The sequence below is a fragment of the Testudinibacter sp. P17/SS/0325 genome (assembly GCF_053570765.1).
Genome location: NZ_CM131635.1, coordinates 2,393,696 through 2,410,737 on the forward strand (window position 1 = coordinate 2,393,696; position 17,042 = coordinate 2,410,737).

At 46.1% G+C, this 17,042-nt stretch carries 14 protein-coding genes; 6 read left to right on the top strand and 8 right to left on the bottom strand.

The genetic code is table 11. The annotated features are described in order from the left end of the window. Positions 1 to 64 precede the first annotated feature (64 nt). The 4 genes from metF to ompA (ACWA50_RS11450) form a co-directional block, all read right to left on the bottom strand. Positions 65 to 946 (bottom strand): methylenetetrahydrofolate reductase, encoded by an 882-nt coding sequence (metF, locus tag ACWA50_RS11435; RefSeq protein WP_431052640.1) that lies wholly within the window; start codon positions 944 to 946, stop codon positions 65 to 67. Positions 947 to 1,070: 124 nt separating this feature from the next. Next, entirely contained in the window at positions 1,071 to 2,078 is a 1,008-nt protein-coding gene (locus ACWA50_RS11440; protein ID WP_431054349.1) for an AI-2E family transporter, read from the bottom strand. Between the two features lie 194 nt (positions 2,079 to 2,272). Continuing rightward, on the bottom strand, positions 2,273 to 3,316 hold the full coding sequence (gene ompA, locus ACWA50_RS11445; RefSeq protein ID WP_431052642.1) for a porin OmpA: 1,044 nt from the start codon (positions 3,314 to 3,316) through the stop codon (positions 2,273 to 2,275). Positions 3,317 to 3,680: 364 nt separating this feature from the next. Then, positions 3,681 to 4,727, bottom strand: coding sequence for a porin OmpA (ompA, locus tag ACWA50_RS11450; protein ID WP_431052644.1), 1,047 nt, complete (start codon positions 4,725 to 4,727; stop codon positions 3,681 to 3,683). A gap of 369 nt (positions 4,728 to 5,096) precedes the next feature. Between ompA (ACWA50_RS11450) and ydiJ the strand changes: the two genes are divergently transcribed. The 3 genes from ydiJ to hemH are packed head-to-tail and all read left to right on the top strand — an operon-like array spanning position 5,097 to position 9,576. Then, on the top strand, positions 5,097 to 8,162 hold the full coding sequence (gene ydiJ / locus ACWA50_RS11455) for a D-2-hydroxyglutarate dehydrogenase YdiJ (protein WP_431052646.1): 3,066 nt from the start codon (positions 5,097 to 5,099) through the stop codon (positions 8,160 to 8,162). 11 nt (positions 8,163 to 8,173) lie between these two features. Beyond that, a complete protein-coding gene (locus ACWA50_RS11460; protein ID WP_431052648.1) occupies positions 8,174 to 8,602 on the top strand; it encodes a hotdog fold thioesterase in 429 nt (142 codons plus the stop codon). 11 nt (positions 8,603 to 8,613) lie between these two features. Then, the gene (hemH, locus tag ACWA50_RS11465) at positions 8,614 to 9,576 is read left to right on the top strand and encodes a ferrochelatase (protein ID WP_431054350.1); all 963 of its coding nucleotides are present in this window, start codon (positions 8,614 to 8,616) and stop codon (positions 9,574 to 9,576) included. 45 nt (positions 9,577 to 9,621) lie between these two features. Here hemH and hldE read toward each other — a convergent pair whose 3' ends face one another. Further along, positions 9,622 to 11,049: a bifunctional D-glycero-beta-D-manno-heptose-7-phosphate kinase/D-glycero-beta-D-manno-heptose 1-phosphate adenylyltransferase HldE gene (gene hldE / locus ACWA50_RS11470; RefSeq protein WP_431052650.1), complete on the bottom strand. Its 1,428-nt coding sequence runs from the start codon at positions 11,047 to 11,049 to the stop codon at positions 9,622 to 9,624. Between the two features lie 121 nt (positions 11,050 to 11,170). On the opposite strand from hldE, the gene lpxL reads away from it, so the two are divergent. Next, a complete protein-coding gene (lpxL, locus tag ACWA50_RS11475) occupies positions 11,171 to 12,106 on the top strand; it encodes an LpxL/LpxP family Kdo(2)-lipid IV(A) lauroyl/palmitoleoyl acyltransferase (RefSeq protein WP_431052652.1) in 936 nt (311 codons plus the stop codon). A 48-nt stretch (positions 12,107 to 12,154) separates the two neighbouring features. Here the strand turns inward: lpxL and ACWA50_RS11480 are convergent, their stop codons facing one another. From ACWA50_RS11480 to ACWA50_RS11490, 3 genes are all read right to left on the bottom strand, one after another. Further along, positions 12,155 to 12,787, bottom strand: coding sequence for an MBL fold metallo-hydrolase (locus tag ACWA50_RS11480; protein WP_431052654.1), 633 nt, complete (start codon positions 12,785 to 12,787; stop codon positions 12,155 to 12,157). 13 nt (positions 12,788 to 12,800) lie between these two features. Beyond that, on the bottom strand, positions 12,801 to 13,361 hold the full coding sequence (locus tag ACWA50_RS11485) for a DUF882 domain-containing protein (RefSeq protein ID WP_431052656.1): 561 nt from the start codon (positions 13,359 to 13,361) through the stop codon (positions 12,801 to 12,803). Between the two features lie 163 nt (positions 13,362 to 13,524). Further along, positions 13,525 to 15,288, bottom strand: coding sequence for a L,D-transpeptidase family protein (locus tag ACWA50_RS11490; protein WP_431052658.1), 1,764 nt, complete (start codon positions 15,286 to 15,288; stop codon positions 13,525 to 13,527). 165 nt (positions 15,289 to 15,453) lie between these two features. Between ACWA50_RS11490 and xthA the strand changes: the two genes are divergently transcribed. Further along, positions 15,454 to 16,257, top strand: coding sequence for an exodeoxyribonuclease III (xthA, locus tag ACWA50_RS11495; RefSeq protein ID WP_431052660.1), 804 nt, complete (start codon positions 15,454 to 15,456; stop codon positions 16,255 to 16,257). A gap of 9 nt (positions 16,258 to 16,266) precedes the next feature. Beyond that, positions 16,267 to 17,037 (top strand): TIGR01619 family protein, encoded by a 771-nt coding sequence (locus ACWA50_RS11500; RefSeq protein ID WP_431052662.1) that lies wholly within the window; start codon positions 16,267 to 16,269, stop codon positions 17,035 to 17,037. Positions 17,038 to 17,042: the final 5 nt, after the last annotated feature.

Below are 17,042 nucleotides of genomic sequence, written 5' to 3' on the forward strand. Positions count from 1 at the left end.
CTTATTGTTCAAACAGCTATTGCGCTCCGTATGTACCAATCATTATTTTCATCGTTAGCCAGCTTTATGCCGGTCGCACCCCTAACGTGTGGCAAATCGCATAAGTCAACTCAGAACGATTTAGGGTATAAAAATGGAAATCTTTCACCCCTTCTTTCGATAAGATTTTCACCATATCCATCGCAATGCTGGCAGCAACCAGATTACGGCTAGTCTGATCGTTTTCCAACCCTTCATACATTTTGGTCATCCAACTGGGAATTTTCACGTTGGTGATGGTCGCCATTTTTTGCAGTTGTTTGAAATTGGACACCGGCAAAATCCCCGGCACGATTTCCACATCAATGCCAATCGTAGCGCAACGGTCACGAAAGCGCAGATAGCTGTCGATATCAAAGAAAAATTGGGTAATCGCCCGGCTCGCTCCGGCATCAATTTTACGCTTAAGATGTAGCAGATCCGCTTGCGCCGATTTTGCTTCCGGATGAACTTCCGGATAAGCGGCAACAGAAATATCAAAGTCCGCAACGCCGCGCAACAACTCGACCAAATCAGAAGCGTAAAACGGTTTCTTGGCATACCCTTTGGGTTCATCACCGCGCAGTGCCACAATATGGCGAATACCGCTATCCCAATAATCTTGGGCAATCACTTTTAATTCGTCCGCCGTCGCATCAATCCCCGTCAAGTGCGGTGCCGCTTCTAAACCGGTTTGTTGCTTAATCGCCTTTACGATACTATGGGTGCGTTCACGCTCCCCTGAGTTAGCACCGTAAGTAACCGATACAAATTTTGGTTTTAACACTTTCAACCGATCGATCGATTCCCACAGCAGCGTTTCTATTTTTTCATTTTTCGGTGGGAAAAATTCAAACGAAACATTCAACTTCCCGTTCAAATCCGCCACACTTTGATTCAGGGCATCAATCTCTCTTGCGTAACTCATACTGACCTCGTCTTAATTTGGATGTTTAGACGTCTAAATTAATCAGTATTGCCGTTATAGTCAAACTTGTTATTTTCACATTTATCATGAATAAAATTCATAATAAGAAAGATGAATGATTTTGCTATTCCTCACCGTTACCCAATAAATACGCCAGTTTTTCAGTAACCGGGCTGGCCTCTAAAGCAATTTTACTCGCCATCGTTAGGGGAACCGAAAGAAACATTCCCACCGTTCCCAACAGCCAGCCCCAAAAAATTAATGAGATAAAGACAACCAAGGTCGATAACCCGAGATGTTTCCCCATAATCCTCGGTTCGATAAGGTTACCGAATATGGTGTTCACCGCAAAATAAGCAATAATTACCGCAATGCCTTCGCCAATGCCGTTTAAGAGAAATGCTTGGATAATGACGGGAATCGCGGCAATAATCGAACCGATGTTAGGAATATAATTCATTAAAAATGCAACGCTTGCCCACAACACTGCATACTGGATATCCAATAATTTCAATACAATAAAAATAGATACCCCGGTTAAAATACTGATAAGTGTTTTAATCGACAAATAACGGATAACGCTGTCAATTACCCGGTAAATCTCGCTTTTCAGTTGGATTTGTTCACCCTTGGCTTGGGTGTTCGCCAAATACGTCAATTTACGTTTTGCCAGCGGAATCTCCAACAACATAAACACCACAATCAAAAACAGAACGAAAATATTACTCAACATACCGGATAATTGACCGAGAATATTGCTCATAAAATTCATTAAGGTATTCGGATTCAGATTTTCAACGATACGTTGTTTTGGCAAAAACAGCGGAATATTATATTTCTCGCCAAGTGCGGTTAGCCAACCGATTTTCTCCGTCAATAACTCTTTATATTGCGGCATTGACGCCGTAAACTCATTGACGGAAGCGCCGACCAACGTACCGAACACACTAAAAATCATAAAAATAAAACAAAGTAATAATGTAATTGCCAGCCATTGCGGCACTTTGTAGTGCATCATTTTGCCTACCAATGGCGAACAAATAATACTGATAAAAAGTGCCAACAATAAAGGGGCAATAATATCCGCCGCCGCTTTGACACCTGCCAAAATAATAATAACGGCTGCACTCATGACGACCAATGCAAACAAAGGGTTTTGATTATCTTCCGGCTGTAATAAATTTTTGTTGGGTTTCATTATTCTGTCCTCAATCTCCGATTCTTCGTCATTGTAACTGATTTTGCGTGCTGGCTATTATTTTTCTACAATCAGAAATGAAAAAACCCGGACTAAGCCGGGTTTTGAACTGTTTATCCGAATGCTAATTACATAGAAACAGATTTAGCACCTTGTACCGCAACTTCTACGCGACGATCCGGAGCCAAACAAGCGATCAACGCTTTACGGCCGCTGACTGCGTCACAGTTAGAACCGGTCACAGGATTTGCTTTACCGTAACCGACGGCGGTTACGTTCGCTTGATCAACGCCTTTAGAAACCAAGTAGTTCGCTACAGTTTCAGCACGTTTTTCAGACAATTTTTGGTTGTAAGCGTCAGAACCGATACGGTCTGTGTAACCCGCTACATTGTAGTTAGGGTTCGCTAAACCTGATTGCGCAACATCCGCAGTCATACCATCTAATGCTTGCTCTGCACCGGATTTCAGGTTTGATTTGTTGAAATCAAATAATACATCCGAGCTGAATGCGAATTTTTTAGTGATGATTTCAGGAGCAGCGGCAACGCCTTGACCGAAACGGTAGCTTAAACCCGCAGTGACAGAACCGATATCCGGACGGTAGTCTGCACGTGAACCATCATCATTTTTCAATTTACCTACGTTGTTTAACCATTGATATTCAACACGCAACGCTAAAGAAGGCAGGATTGCATATTCCAGACCACCGGCAAATACCGCGGAAGTTTTTAAGCTATGCTCACGACCTAAATCAGCAGCAGCTCCGTAAGTTTTATAATCAGAACGCACTAATGCCGCACCAACACGGGCATAGACATCTAAATCAGCCAATACCGGATAGCTTGCTTTTAAGCTTAAATGAGCACCGTGATTGGTATGTTTCAGAGCAAGCTCGTTATTTTCTTTAAATTTAGCACGACCAAAATCATCGTAGCCTAATTCGACCGCGAAGTTGTCAGTGATTTGATAACCACCAAACACACCGTAAGTAACAGAGTTGCGATTGAAACCGCGATTAGCAGCTTCTTTATTCCATTGGCTCAAACCGTCATGGAAAGAAGCCCAACCCGCTTTAGCGCCGGCATAGAACGTGTTCGCTTGTGGTGCTGCTTGTGCTACAGATGCTAATGCCAAACCAGAGATGACTAATGCAATTGCAGTTTTTTTCATTTTGATGATCCTCTATTTTCATCTTATTAATATAGATAGCCTAGCATAAAATGGAAGGCTGCCATCACTTCAATTCGAGTGTACTTCATGGTCCAATCTATATTGAGATTTTTTGATTTGTACCGACATTGGTCAAATCATCCTATACTCATTATGATAAATAATTGACCGATTAGGTCATTTGAGTATTGTTAAATTATCCTAGCGCTTACACAAAAAATCAAGTATTGATGTCAAAATATGCTTATTTTTTGTGCGCACACTATACTTGTTTACATATTTTCAATTACAAACGGATGATTTTTATACAAAAAAGCCCGGCATAGCCGAGCTTGATATGGATAATGTAATCAATTTAAATGAATTACATTTCGACAGATTTAGCACCTTGTACCGCAACTTCTACGCGACGATCCGGAGCCAAACAAGCGATCAACGCTTTACGGCCGCTGACTGCATCACAATTAGAACCGGTCACAGGATTTGCTTTACCGTAACCGACAGCGGTTACGTTCGCTTGATCAACGCCTTTAGAAACCAAGTAGTTCGCTACAGTTTCAGCACGTTTTTCAGACAATTTTTGGTTGTAAGCGTCAGAACCGATACGGTCTGTATAACCCGCTACATTGTAGTTAGGGCTTGCTAAACCTGATTGCGCAACATCCGCAGTCATATCATCTAATGCTTGCTCTGCACCGGATTTCAGGTTTGATTTGTTGAAATCAAATAACACATCTGAGCTGAATGCGAATTTTTTGATGATGATTTCAGGCGCTGCGGCAACGCCTTGACCGAAACGGTAGCTTAAACCCGCAGTGACAGAACCGATATCCGGACGGTAGTCATTGCTTAAAGAGTTAGATTTTTTACCCACATTGTTCAGCCATTGGTATTCTACGCGCAATGCCAAAGATGGGATAATCGCGTACTCTAAACCACCGGCGAATACTGCTGAAGTACGTAAATCATGACCACGACGACCTGGGAAAGTGATAGTATCACCGTAAGTTTTGTAGTCAGAACGCACTAATGCTGTACCTACACGTGCATACACATCCAAGTCAGCCAATACCGGGTAGCTCGCTTTTAATGTTAAGTGTGTACCATGTGCAGTGTGCTTAGCAGTCGTGTCACCTTTGTATTTCAATTTAGCACGACCAAAATCGTCATAACCCAGTTCAACCGCCAGGTAATCATTGATTTGGTAACCACCGAACACACCGTAAGTAACGAAGTTACGTTGATATCCAGTATTGCGGCCATCCAATTTTTCGAATTGAGTCAAACCATCATGGAAAGAAGCCCAACCCGCTTTAGCACCGGTATAAAACGTGTTCGCTTGCGGTGCCGCTTGCGCTACGGAAGCGACTGCGAAACCCGCGATAGCTAATGCAATTGCAGTTTTTTTCATTTTAAATTCCTCTTCATTTAGTTGAGTTTTGACCGATTGATATATTAGTTAAAGTAATCGGCAAATCCGAACAGTCAAATCATATCTTGACTGTTGCCATACTCAAATAGTCTCTGAGTATGTGTCTATTATTATAGCCAATTGCGTTAAAATCAACCAAATTAGCATAATAAAAGCCATTTTAGTTCAATTTTTAATCAAACCCATCGAAAAACAAACAATTATTGCGTTAAAATCATGGCATATACGGCAAAATGATTAATAAATTTTTCTGTTTTTTGCGCTATTTTTGCCCTTTTCTAAAACGTAACTATGCTAGACTATAATATAATTTACAGCCACTAAAAAAATTCCGGATTATTTTTTATCATGTTACCCCGTTTAGACTCACTCCCTCAATTAAACCCGACCGCACTTGACTATTTAAATGCGCTCAAACAACAACATTTTGAAGGCGATATTGAATCCTCTTATGCCGCACGCCTGAGTTTGGCAACGGATAACAGTGTCTATCAGCAATTGCCGCAGGCAATTCTGTTTCCGAAAAACATCGCGGATGTGGTGCGTTTAACCAAATTGGCGCAACGTGAAGCCTTTCTCTCGCTTACCTTCACCCCACGCGGCGGCGGCACTGGCACCAACGGGCAGGCATTAAACAACAATATCATTGTCGATCTATCACGCCATATGAATCAAATTTTGGAAATCAATGCGGAAGAACGCTGGGTGCGGGTGCAAGCCGGGGTGGTCAAAGATCAACTGAATGATTCTCTCAAACCGTTCGGGCTGTTTTTCTCGCCGGAGCTTTCCACCAGCAACCGCGCCACTCTCGGCGGCATGATTAGCACCGACGCGTCCGGGCAAGGTTCGCTGCAATACGGCAAAACCTCCGATCATGTGCTCGGCTTAAAATCCGTGCTGATTAACGGTGAAATTCTGCAAACCGACAGCCTCGACAGCGCCGATCTGGAACAAGGCAAAGTGCGGTTATCACCAACCGCATTGCATTTACATCAACAGGTTTACCAGCGCTGCAAACAAAACCGCAGCACGATTTTATCCGAATTGCCGCAGCTCAACCGTTTTCTGACCGGCTACGATCTGAAAAATGTATTTAATGCCGATTTAAGCCGTTTTAATTTAACGCGTATTCTCACCGGTTCGGAGGGCTCGCTTGCTTTTATTTGTGAGGCAACGCTGAATTTGTTGCCGATTCCCAAATACCGCACTTTGATTAATATTAAGTATAATTCGTTCGATGCGGCACTACGCAATGCGCCGCTGATGTTGCAAGCCAATGCGTTGTCGGTGGAAACCGTCGATTCGAAAGTGTTAAATCTCGCCAAGCAAGACATCGTTTGGCATTCGGTCAGCGATTTGCTGACGGAAGACCAAGCCAATCCGATTTTAGGTTTAAATCTGGTCGAGTTTGCCGGTCAGCAACAGCGGGCATTAGAACAGCGTGTGACCGCACTTTGCAAGCTGTTGGACGAACGTATCGCCAAACAACAAGACGGTATTATCGGCTATCAAATTTGTCATGATCTGCCGTCCATTTTGAAAATTTATGCGATGCGCAAAAAATCGGTCGGTTTGCTCGGCAACGCCAAAGGTGCGGCAAAACCGATTCCGTTTGTGGAAGACACCTGCGTGCCCCCTGAACATTTGGCGGATTATATTGCTGAATTCCGCACGTTGCTTGATCAACACGGTTTAGACTACGGTATGTTCGGACACGTTGATGCCGGTGTGTTGCACGTTCGTCCGGCATTGGATCTGTGCGATATAGAGCAAGTCAAGCTGTTCAAAACCATTTCCGATCAAGTGGTGGAACTGACCGCCAAATACGGCGGTTTAATTTGGGGCGAACACGGCAAAGGCATGCGCTCCGCTTACGGCGAACGTTTTTTCGGCGCCACCCTGTGGCAGGAACTGCGCTATATCAAGCAACTGTTTGATCCGCAAAACCGCCTCAATCCGGGCAAAATTTGTACGCCGTTGGAAACCGAGGCGGCACTGTATCCGATCACCTCGCCAATGCGTGCCGATTTTGACCGCCAAATTCCGGTGACATTGCGCGAAGACTACGCCGGTGCGATGAATTGTAACGGCAACGGCTTATGTTTTAATTTTGATGTACACAGCACCATGTGCCCTTCGATGAAAGTCAGCGCAGACCGCACTTTTTCCCCGAAAGGGCGCGCGGCATTGGTGCGGGAATGGCTGCGTTTGCTGAGCGAACAACACGTAACACCGGAACAGCTCGATTTCCGCCAAAATCAAGCAATCAAGCTGAGCGATTTAGTGGCAAAAGTGCGTAACAGTTGGCGCAAACAGCGCGGCGAATACGATTTTTCCCATGAAGTCAAAACTGCAATGGACACCTGTTTAGCTTGCAAAGCCTGTGCCAGCCAATGCCCGATTAAAATTGACGTACCGAGCTTTCGCGCACAATTCAACCATTTCTATCACAGCCGTTATTTGCGCCCATTGAAAGATTATGTGGTTTCCAATGTGGAATATGTCGCGCCGTTAATGGCAAAAGTCCCACGTTTTTTTAACTTTTTCAGCCAAGCGAAAATCAGCGGCTATCTGGCGGAAAAAACCCTCGGCATGGTCGATTTGCCGAGTTTGAGCAATCCGACCTTGCAACAACAATTAATCGAAATCGGCTATCAAGGCGGTTCGTTGGAACAGCTGGAAACCTTGTCGGCGGAAGCGAAAAGCAAGATGTTGTTGATTGTGCAAGATCCGTTCACCTCCTATTATGACGCCAAAGTGGTCGCCGATTTCGTTGTTTTAAGCCAAAAGTTGGGCTTCAAACCGCTTGTGTTACCGTTCAAACCGAACGGCAAAGCGCAACATATCAAAGGTTTTTTAACCCGTTTCGCTAAAACCGCGCGCCATCAAGCGGCATTTTTAAGCCGCTTGGCAAAATTGGAGATTCCGCTGGTCGGGGTTGATCCGGCAATTGTGCTGTCCTATCGCGAAGAGTATCCGCAAGTGCTGGGGCAAAAACTGGATTTTCAGGTGCTGACGGCGCACGAGTGGCTGTTGCAGCAAGTCGCTACGCCGGAATGGCAAAGTGCGGTTGCGCCAAACGAAAACCGCACTTGGTATCTGTTCCCACACTGCACCGAAGCCACCGCGCTGCCGAACAGCCCGAAACAGTGGCAAACCATTTTCGCCCGTTTCGGACAAGAACTGGTGAGCGAAACGGTCGGTTGTTGCGGCATGGCGGGCACATTCGGGCATGAAAGCCGGCACGTTGAGATGTCGAAAGCGATTTATCATCTGTCATGGCAACAGAAATTGAAGAAATACGATCCGCAATTCTGCTTGGCAACCGGCTATTCCTGCCGCAGCCAAGTGAAACGCATGGAACAGTGGCAACCGAAACACCCGGTGCAAGCGCTGCTTTCATTATTTAAGTAATAGGAAATAACATGATTTGGAACAAGCCGCTGACATTGCAACAACTTAACCAATTTTGCGACAATAGTGCCATCAGCCATTTGGGGATTCAATTTAGTGCCAAAGGCGATGATTGGCTGGAAGCACAACTGACGGTCGATGAGCGCAGCTGTCAGCCGATGGGCTATCTACACGGCGGCATTTCCGCCACCCTTGCCGAAACCGTCGGCTCACTTGCCGGATTTTGTTGTGTCAGCGATGAACATTTTGTGGTCGGCACCGAAATCAACGCCAGCCATTTGCGTCCGGTTAAAAAAGGCACAACCGTCACCGCGCGCGCCACCCCGGCCCGTTTAGGCAAAAGCACGCAAGTGTGGTTGATTAATCTGTATGACGAACAATTACAGCTCTGTTGCACGGCGCGCTTGACCTTAGCCGTGGTGAATAAACAAGGAAAATAATGAAGCAAAAAATAACGAATAAGAAAATCGGTGTTCTGCTAGTCAATCTCGGCACACCTAGCGCCCCCACCACCGGTGCGGTCAAGCGCTACCTGAAACAATTTCTGTCTGACCCGCGCGTGATCGATCTGCCGCGTTTACAGTGGTCGTTTATCTTGAATTGCTTGATTTTGCCGAAACGCTCACCGCGTGTCGCTAAGTTATACCAAAGTATTTGGACGGAACAAGGCTCGCCGCTGTTGGCAATCGGGCAACGCCAAGTGGCGAAACTGCAACAGCATTTTGCCGCACAAAATACCGAGATCGCAATTGAGCCGGCGATGACCTACGGCGAGCCGTCAATGCAAAGTGCGGTTGACAAACTGATTGCCCGGCAAGTGGCAAAAATTATCGTGTTGCCGCTTTATCCGCAATACAGTTCCACCACCACCGCCAGCGTGTTTGATGCCTTTGCCCACGCGCTGAAAGCACACCGCTTTATACCGCAAATCGAATTTATCCAGCATTATCACGATCACCCGAAATACATCAGCGCCCTTGCCGACAGTATTCGCCCGACCTTGCAAGCCGATGAAGTGCTGCTGTTTTCCTTTCACGGCATTCCGCAACGCTATCAAGACGAAGGCGATTATTACGCCGAGCATTGCCGCCAAACCGCACTTTTGGTGGCGCAAGCATTAGGTTTAAACGAAAACCAATGGCAACTGAGCTTTCAATCGCGTTTCGGCAAAGAGCCGTGGCTACAGCCTTACACCGATGAAACCGTGCAGCAACTGGCACAAGCACAAAAAAATGTTGCCGTGGTCTGCCCCGGTTTTGCGGTGGATTGCTTAGAAACCCTCGAAGAAATCGCCGAGGAAAACCGCGAGCTTTTTTTAGAAAACGGCGGCAAATCCTACCGTTATATTCCGGCATTGAATGATTCTGACCAACATATTGAATTGTTGGCGGAATTGATTAATGCCAAAAAATAAGGTGGGGTTTCCCCCACCGATTGAATGTCTTTGAGCGGTGAATCCTTAGCCCAGTTGCCGAATTTTTTCCACTACACTGCTGGTTGAGTAGCCATTTTCAAAATTCAGCACCCGCACTTCGCCGCCGTTTGCCCAGACTTCTTGGCTACCGGCGATCTCTTCCGCTTTATAATCCCCGCCTTTCACCAGTAAATCCGGCAATATTTCGCCGATTAAACGCTGCGGCGTATCTTCGCGAAATTCCACCACCCAATCGACGGCAGACAAACCGGCAAGCACCGCCATTCTCGCCTCAAGCGGATTAATCGGACGGCTTTCGCCTTTTAAGCGTTTCACCGACTCATCGGAATTCACCGCGACAATCAAGCGATCCCCCAGTTTACGTGCATTTTCCAAATAAGACACATGCCCCGGATGCAGGATATCAAAGCAACCGTTGGTCATCACGATTTTCTCGCCGCGCGCTTTGGCACTGGCAACCACCTCTTTCAAACGCGCTTCGTGCATAATCCCGAAGCCGATTTCATCACGGTGATGAATCGCATTTTCCAGCTCGACGGGGCTGACTGTGGACGTGCCTAATTTCCCGACCACAATACCTGCCGCAACATTGGCAAGATAACACGCCTCTTCCATACTGCGCCCGTCGGCAATCGCGGTCGCCAACACGCTGATTACCGTGTCGCCGGCACCGGTCACATCAAATACTTCCTTGGCTTCGGTGGGTAAATGATAAGGTTCGGCATTCGGACGTAATAAAGTCATGCCTTTTTCCGAACGGGTCACCAATAACGCCGCCAAGTCGTAATCGGCAATCAACTTCAACCCTTTTTCCACAATACTCTGATCGTCGGCGCAATGCCCCGCCACCGCTTCAAATTCCGATAAATTCGGCGTCAGCAAGGTTGCGCCGCGGTAACGCTCGAAATCCGTGCCTTTCGGATCAATCAACACCGGCACCTTTGCCGCGCGCGCAATTTGGATCATTTGTTGTACATCATTTAATGTGCCCTTGCCGTAGTCCGATAGAACCAATGCGCCGTAATCAGCAACCGTACTTTGCAATTTCCGCACTAAAACCGCACTTTGCACATCATGAAAGTTTTCCTCAAAATCGAGACGTAACAGCTGCTGATGACGGGATAAAATCCGCAATTTAGTAATGGTCGGATGGGTGTCCAACGCGGCGAAATCGCAATCAATCCCTTGTCGACGCAACATTTTTTCCAATGCCGCACCGGCTTCATCTTGTCCGATAAAGCCCAATAAGTTCACCGGCACATTTAAACCGGCGATATTCATCGCCACGTTCGCCGCACCGCCGGCACGTTCTTCATTATTTTGTACCCGCACCACCGGCACCGGCGCTTCCGGCGAAATGCGATTGGTTGCGCCAAACCAGTAGCGATCCAGCATTACATCGCCCAGTACCAACACATTAGCCCGTTTGAATTGCGTTGAATATTGTGTCATAACCTACTCCTGAGAAAATTTTCCTGATTCTATCATAAAAATGTTTATTTATTTGTTTTTCCGTTAAACTATAGCGGCGATAACTCGCATGGCAATGAGATTAAAACGCAGGAAAGGTTGAATGGCACAAGAGCAGCTCCCACAGTTTAAACGCGAATTTTTACACCCTAAATATTGGTTCTTTTGGATCGGTTTGGGCCTTTTTCGTCTGATCTTATTACTGCCTTATCCGCTATTATTGCAGATCGGCACCTCGCTCGGCTGGTTATTTTCTAAATTAGGCGTTGGAAAAAAGCGCGCGGCAATTGCCCGCCGCAATCTGGAACTCTGCTTTCCGCAAAAAACCGTACAAGAGCGCGAAGCGATTTTAGAACAAAACTTACGTTCGGTCGGCATGGGGATTATCGAAACCGGCATGGCATGGTTTTGGCCGGACAAGCGAATAAAAAAGTGGTGTTCAATCAGCGGCATTGAGCATTTAACCCGGGATAACAAGCATGGCGTTATTTTAGTCGGTATCCACTTTCTGACTTTAGAACTGGGCGCGCGGGTGATTGGCTTATCTCACCCCGGTGTCGGGGTTTATCGCCCTAACGATAATCCGGCTTTTGACTGGCTGCAATACCACGGGCGGCTGCGCTCAAATAAAGCCCTTCTGGATCGTAAGGATCTGCGCGGCATGATTCGTGCATTAAAACAAGGCGATACGATTTGGTATGCGCCGGATCATGATTACGGACGCAAAAATGCGGTATTCGTTCCCTTTTTTGCGGTAGCGGACGCCGCCACGACCACCGGTTCCTACTACTTACTGAAATCTTCGCCGCAAGCCAAAATCGTCCCTTTTGCCCCGCTGAGAAAACGTGACGGTTCGGGCTATCATGTCTCGATTTCCGAACCTTTTGTTTTCCCTGCCGTTCCGGATAAAACCGAAATTGCGGTTTTAATGAATAAATTGGTGGAAAAAGAGATTTTGAAAGGGGTTGAGCAATATATGTGGTTACACCGCCGTTTTAAAACCCGCCCGAATGAAGATGATCCGTCATTGTATTCATAACAAAAAATAAAACTCGCACTTGGCGAGTTTTATTTTTTGGAAACGAATTTAGCGGGTTAAAAACGGATTACTCTGTTTTTCCAAACCGATTTTGGTTGCCGGACCATGCCCGGCGACAATGATCATCTCGTCATTTAATGGAAATAATTTTTCTTGGATTGAGGTCAATAACTGTTGATGATCACCGCGCGGAAAATCGGTACGCCCGATACTGTTGTTAAACAACACATCGCCGGTAAATCCAATATTCTTCTGATGTTCGATAAAACCGATATGCCCCGGGGTGTGCCCCGGCAAATGCAGCACTTCAAATTGCAGATCGCCGACCGTCACAATCTGCCCGGCTTGATTTAACCAGTGATCGGGATAAAACACATCGACTTCGAATAAACCGAAACGGCGTGATTGCTCAGGCAAAGAATCAAATAAAAAGGTATCGTCAAAGTGCGGTCCGACAATTTCAACTTGAAAATGTTGCTTTAATTTTGCCGCCGCACCGACATGATCCAAATGCCCGTGGGTCAACAGAATTTTTTGCAGCCGAAGCGCGTTTTCTTCGATAAAACGAATCAACTTATCGGCTTCGCCACCCGGATCGATAATCGCGGCATTTTTCTGTTCGTCCCAAATAATCGAACAGTTTTGCTGAAAGGCTGTAACGGGAATAATTTCGACGTTCATGCGAATACTTGTATCAACTCCCGCGCCAAGTGCGGTTCGGGCCAACATCAATATGCACAAAATTACTGCGCGGATAATAACCGACTCCGCCATTATTCAGGCGGGTCGCCGCTTTGCGCACATTTGCCAAAGATACGCCGTCGATACGGAAGTCAATCGCTTCCCCCCGCATATGGTAGCTGTTTTTTGCCACCCCGCGGCTGCGCGCGCTCATGGCGGCATTAGTCGCCGGCGCACGATAACCGCAGATGATTTGGATTTCGGTATTACGCAAACCTAAATTACCTTGAATTTGGTACAGTTTACTGAACAGTCGGGGATCAATACGGTGGACTTTTTGACTGCGGCGATCTCTGAGCAGATGATTCAATTTTTTTAAATCGGTGGTGTTGCTGATTTTGCCGTTTGTTAAGGCTGAAGTAAGTCGTTCTCCGGTATTGATATTTCTAAAAGTCATCACCCTTGGCTTAGGGGTGGAAACGGCTGCCAGCAACTCGGTCGGCAACAGTGTGCCGCCCAGTACAATGCCGCCCAAGGCTAACCACTTACGGCGCGAGTTATTGATTTCGGTCATAGTCTTTGAATGAGTAATAAAATAGTGGATTAAATGTGTTTATTCGACGCTAAAAAACCAAACAAGTTCATTTTCTAGCAAATTTTGCCTAGAAAAACATAAAAAAAGCTATTAATCAATAGCTTTTTTATAATTTTGCGATATATGCTGCAATTTTGGTGTTTTAATTCAGTAATTGCTTCACATTTCTCCAATTCACATTGGTTTTTGCCAATTTGCGATCATGACCATAAATATCCGGCGCGGTTTGCACTTTGCCGTTATCGACCCATGCGGTCACATAATACAAATAGACATCATCGCGCTTGCTCAGATTAGCCGATGTGTTTTTTTTGCTGGCAAGCACCTGCCGTTGACGTTCGTTGCTCCAGCCGTTTTCCTGCAACAATAAAGTCGCCAGTTCATCCGATTTATGCACCCGCACACAACCTGAGCTTAAGGCACGATCATTACGCCCGAATAAGCCTCTGGACGGGGTATCGTGCAAATAAATCGCGTCGCTACTCGGCATATTGAATTTGTAGTTACCTAAGGCACTGTCGCCACCCGGGGCTTGACGCAATCGGTACGGAAAGTTTTTCGCCGTCATATTTTCCCAGTCAATGGTGTAAGGATCGATCGTACGTCCTTTGCCATCAATAATGGTGTAGCCCTTGCGGTAGATATAGCTCGGATCTTGGCGCACTTTCGGGATAATGTCTTGGTTAATATTGCGCACCGGCGCGTTCCATGGCGGATTGACCACCACGTTACTCAAACGGCTTGACATCACCGGCGTCGGGCGGTCTTTTTTACCGACAATCACTTTAGAATCCAACACCAATTTGCCGTCACGATAATAATGCAGCTTATAGGTCGGGATATTGACGAAAATGCCGTTGGTTTCGTTTGGCAATACGCTTAAACGCTGCGCGTTAATCGATAATTTATACAGATTACTGGTTAAATTTTGATTTAACAGATTGCGCGTACCGGCACCGACAATGCCGTCGGCCGTTAAACCGTTTTGGGCTTGAAATTGTTTCACCGCCGCCAACAATTCATCATCATAAATACTGCCGTTATGTGTTGCAGGTAAAAAGCCTTTGCCTTTCAAAATGGTCGCCAAATTTTTTACATCCGCTGATTGCATGCCCGGCTTTAACGTTTCGCTCACACTGACCGAACTGGCGATACTGTCAGGCAAAGAGCGCAAGACTGTTTCAACGGTTTGCTTATAACGCTTGTTATTTGACGCCAATTTTTGTACGAATGCCGCCGTTTGCCCGTCGCCGATCGCTTGTTTCCAAGCGGCAATTTTGCTTTCGCTTGGCAAAGTTGCTTTATAACCACTGTTGCCATACAGCCATTTGGCTGAGGATCTTTTCAAATTTTCTTGATAATACAAATAGTTCAGGAAAGCGTCACTCAACAAAATATCGCGCACCATGCCATCATCGCTACGGCTGATTTCCGCTAAGGTATCGGCTGCCGTGTGGGAAACCCCGCTTAGCACCCACACCACATACTGTTGTAAAAATGATTTTTCCGCCGCTTTATCCGTCCAAATCGGCGCAAATTGGTGATCCGCATACAAATCGGCAAGTGCGGATTCAAATTGGACTTCAGTTCCGTTCAACAACTGCTGTAGTTTTTCCTGTGCCGCTTGTTTTGCCGCTAATGCCGCGGCTATTTCTACCGCACTTTGGCTGTTTTCGGCCTCTTGCTGTATTGCGACATCAACCGCTTGCAGCGCTTCTTCCCCGACTTGCTGCACCTGAGCAGCCGCTTGTTGCACCTCATTATTAACAGGCGCTATGATTTGCTGCGCTTGGGCTTGGGCTTCATCCGATGCCGCACTCTGTTCCGCCACTGCGGAAGTCGCGCAAAGCAGTCCACCGATAATCGACAAGCGTAATACTTTGGACATTCCATTGTTATTGAACATCTTTTAACCTTTTAATAGAAAAAAATTGGCGTTATTTTAACAAAAATAGAGAAAGGATTAAATAAAAATTTACCCAATAAAAAACAGAGGGGCCGCACAGACAGATTTCGCAAACTCTGCTAAAATCCGTCTTTCGGAGAATAAAGAAAAATAAACAGGCTAATCATGAAATTTGTATCATTTAATATTAACGGACTCAGAGCAAGACCGCTGCAATTGGAAGCGATTGTCGCCAAACATCAGCCCGATGTGATCGGACTGCAGGAAATCAAGGTTGCGGATGAAGATTTTCCTTATCATTTGGTGGAAAATTTAGGCTATCATGTGTTTCACCATGGGCAGAAAGGCCATTACGGCGTTGCATTGCTGTGCAAACAGCAACCGTTAGCGGTGCGGCGCGGCTTTCCCGACGATACCCCGGACGCGCAAAAGCGGATTATTATGGCGGATCTGGCAATGGAGAATGGCACGGTAACAGTGATCAACGGCTATTTTCCGCAAGGCGAAAGCCGCAGCCATGAAACCAAATTTCCGGCAAAAGAAAAATTTTATGCCGATTTGCAAACCTATTTGGAAAGCCACTTGCCTGCCGAAAATCAGGTCATCATTATGGGCGATATGAACATCAGCCCGACGGACTTAGACATTGGTATCGGCGAAGAGAATCGCAAACGTTGGCTGCGCACCGGCAAATGCTCGTTTCTGCCGGAAGAGAGAGAATGGTTGCAACGCTTATTGGATTTCGGCGTGGTTGATACGTTCCGCCATTTAAACCCGAGCGCCGACGATCGTTTCTCTTGGTTTGATTATCGTTCCAAAGGATTTGACGACAACCGTGGCTTGCGCATTGATTTGATTCTGGCAAATACCGCACTTGCACAGCGTTGTATCGAAACCGGAATTGATTTGGAGATCAGAGCGATGGAGAAACCGTCGGATCATGCGCCGGTGTGGGCTTCATTTAAATAAGGCGGAATTATGGTAGCAAAAAACAATTGGCAAACCTACCGTACCGCCCTGAAAGACAAAGAGGCGGTTATTACGGTGAATTTGGCAATCGCCGAACAACTGGACGAAAATGCACATTCGTATGTCGTACATTTTTCCCTTCCTTTATCGTTGGGCAGCGATCAAAGCATTACTACGGCACAGCACTATTTGGATCAATTTTCACAAACCTTACTGCCGCTAATGGCGCTGAATGACAGTTTGTTTGCCGGTTATATTGTTGCCGATGGTCAAATCACCCTGTATTTTTACACTAAAGATACCGAGGCATTCACTCGGTCACTGCAACAACTGGATTTCATTCGCAGTAACGGGATTGTTCCGATCAGTCAGGCTGATCCGAATTGTGATTTATATTACGATTTCCTGCTGCCTTCTCCGCTGGAAATGAAGTTGAATGCCACAGCCGATACCCTGACCTTGTTGCAGCAAGAAGGCGAAGATCTGTCAAAACCGCGTCAAATCACACATAAATTCCAGTTTGAACGTGAAGAGATGATGGAGGAATTTATTGATTATTTCTCCCAACAACTTTCTTTTGATATTAAATACACCGAAACGCCGGTGCAATATGACGGAGAAAGCGTTTATCTGGTCAACTTGGAACAAGAGGCCAGCTTGGATGATGAGTCTATTTTCAGTTTAGTGGAGGAGTTTGAACGACAAGCGGCAGAATACGACGGCGAATATAACGGCTGGGAATGCCAGATGTTAAGCAGCAGCGAGAAAGCCGTGCATTAACGCTT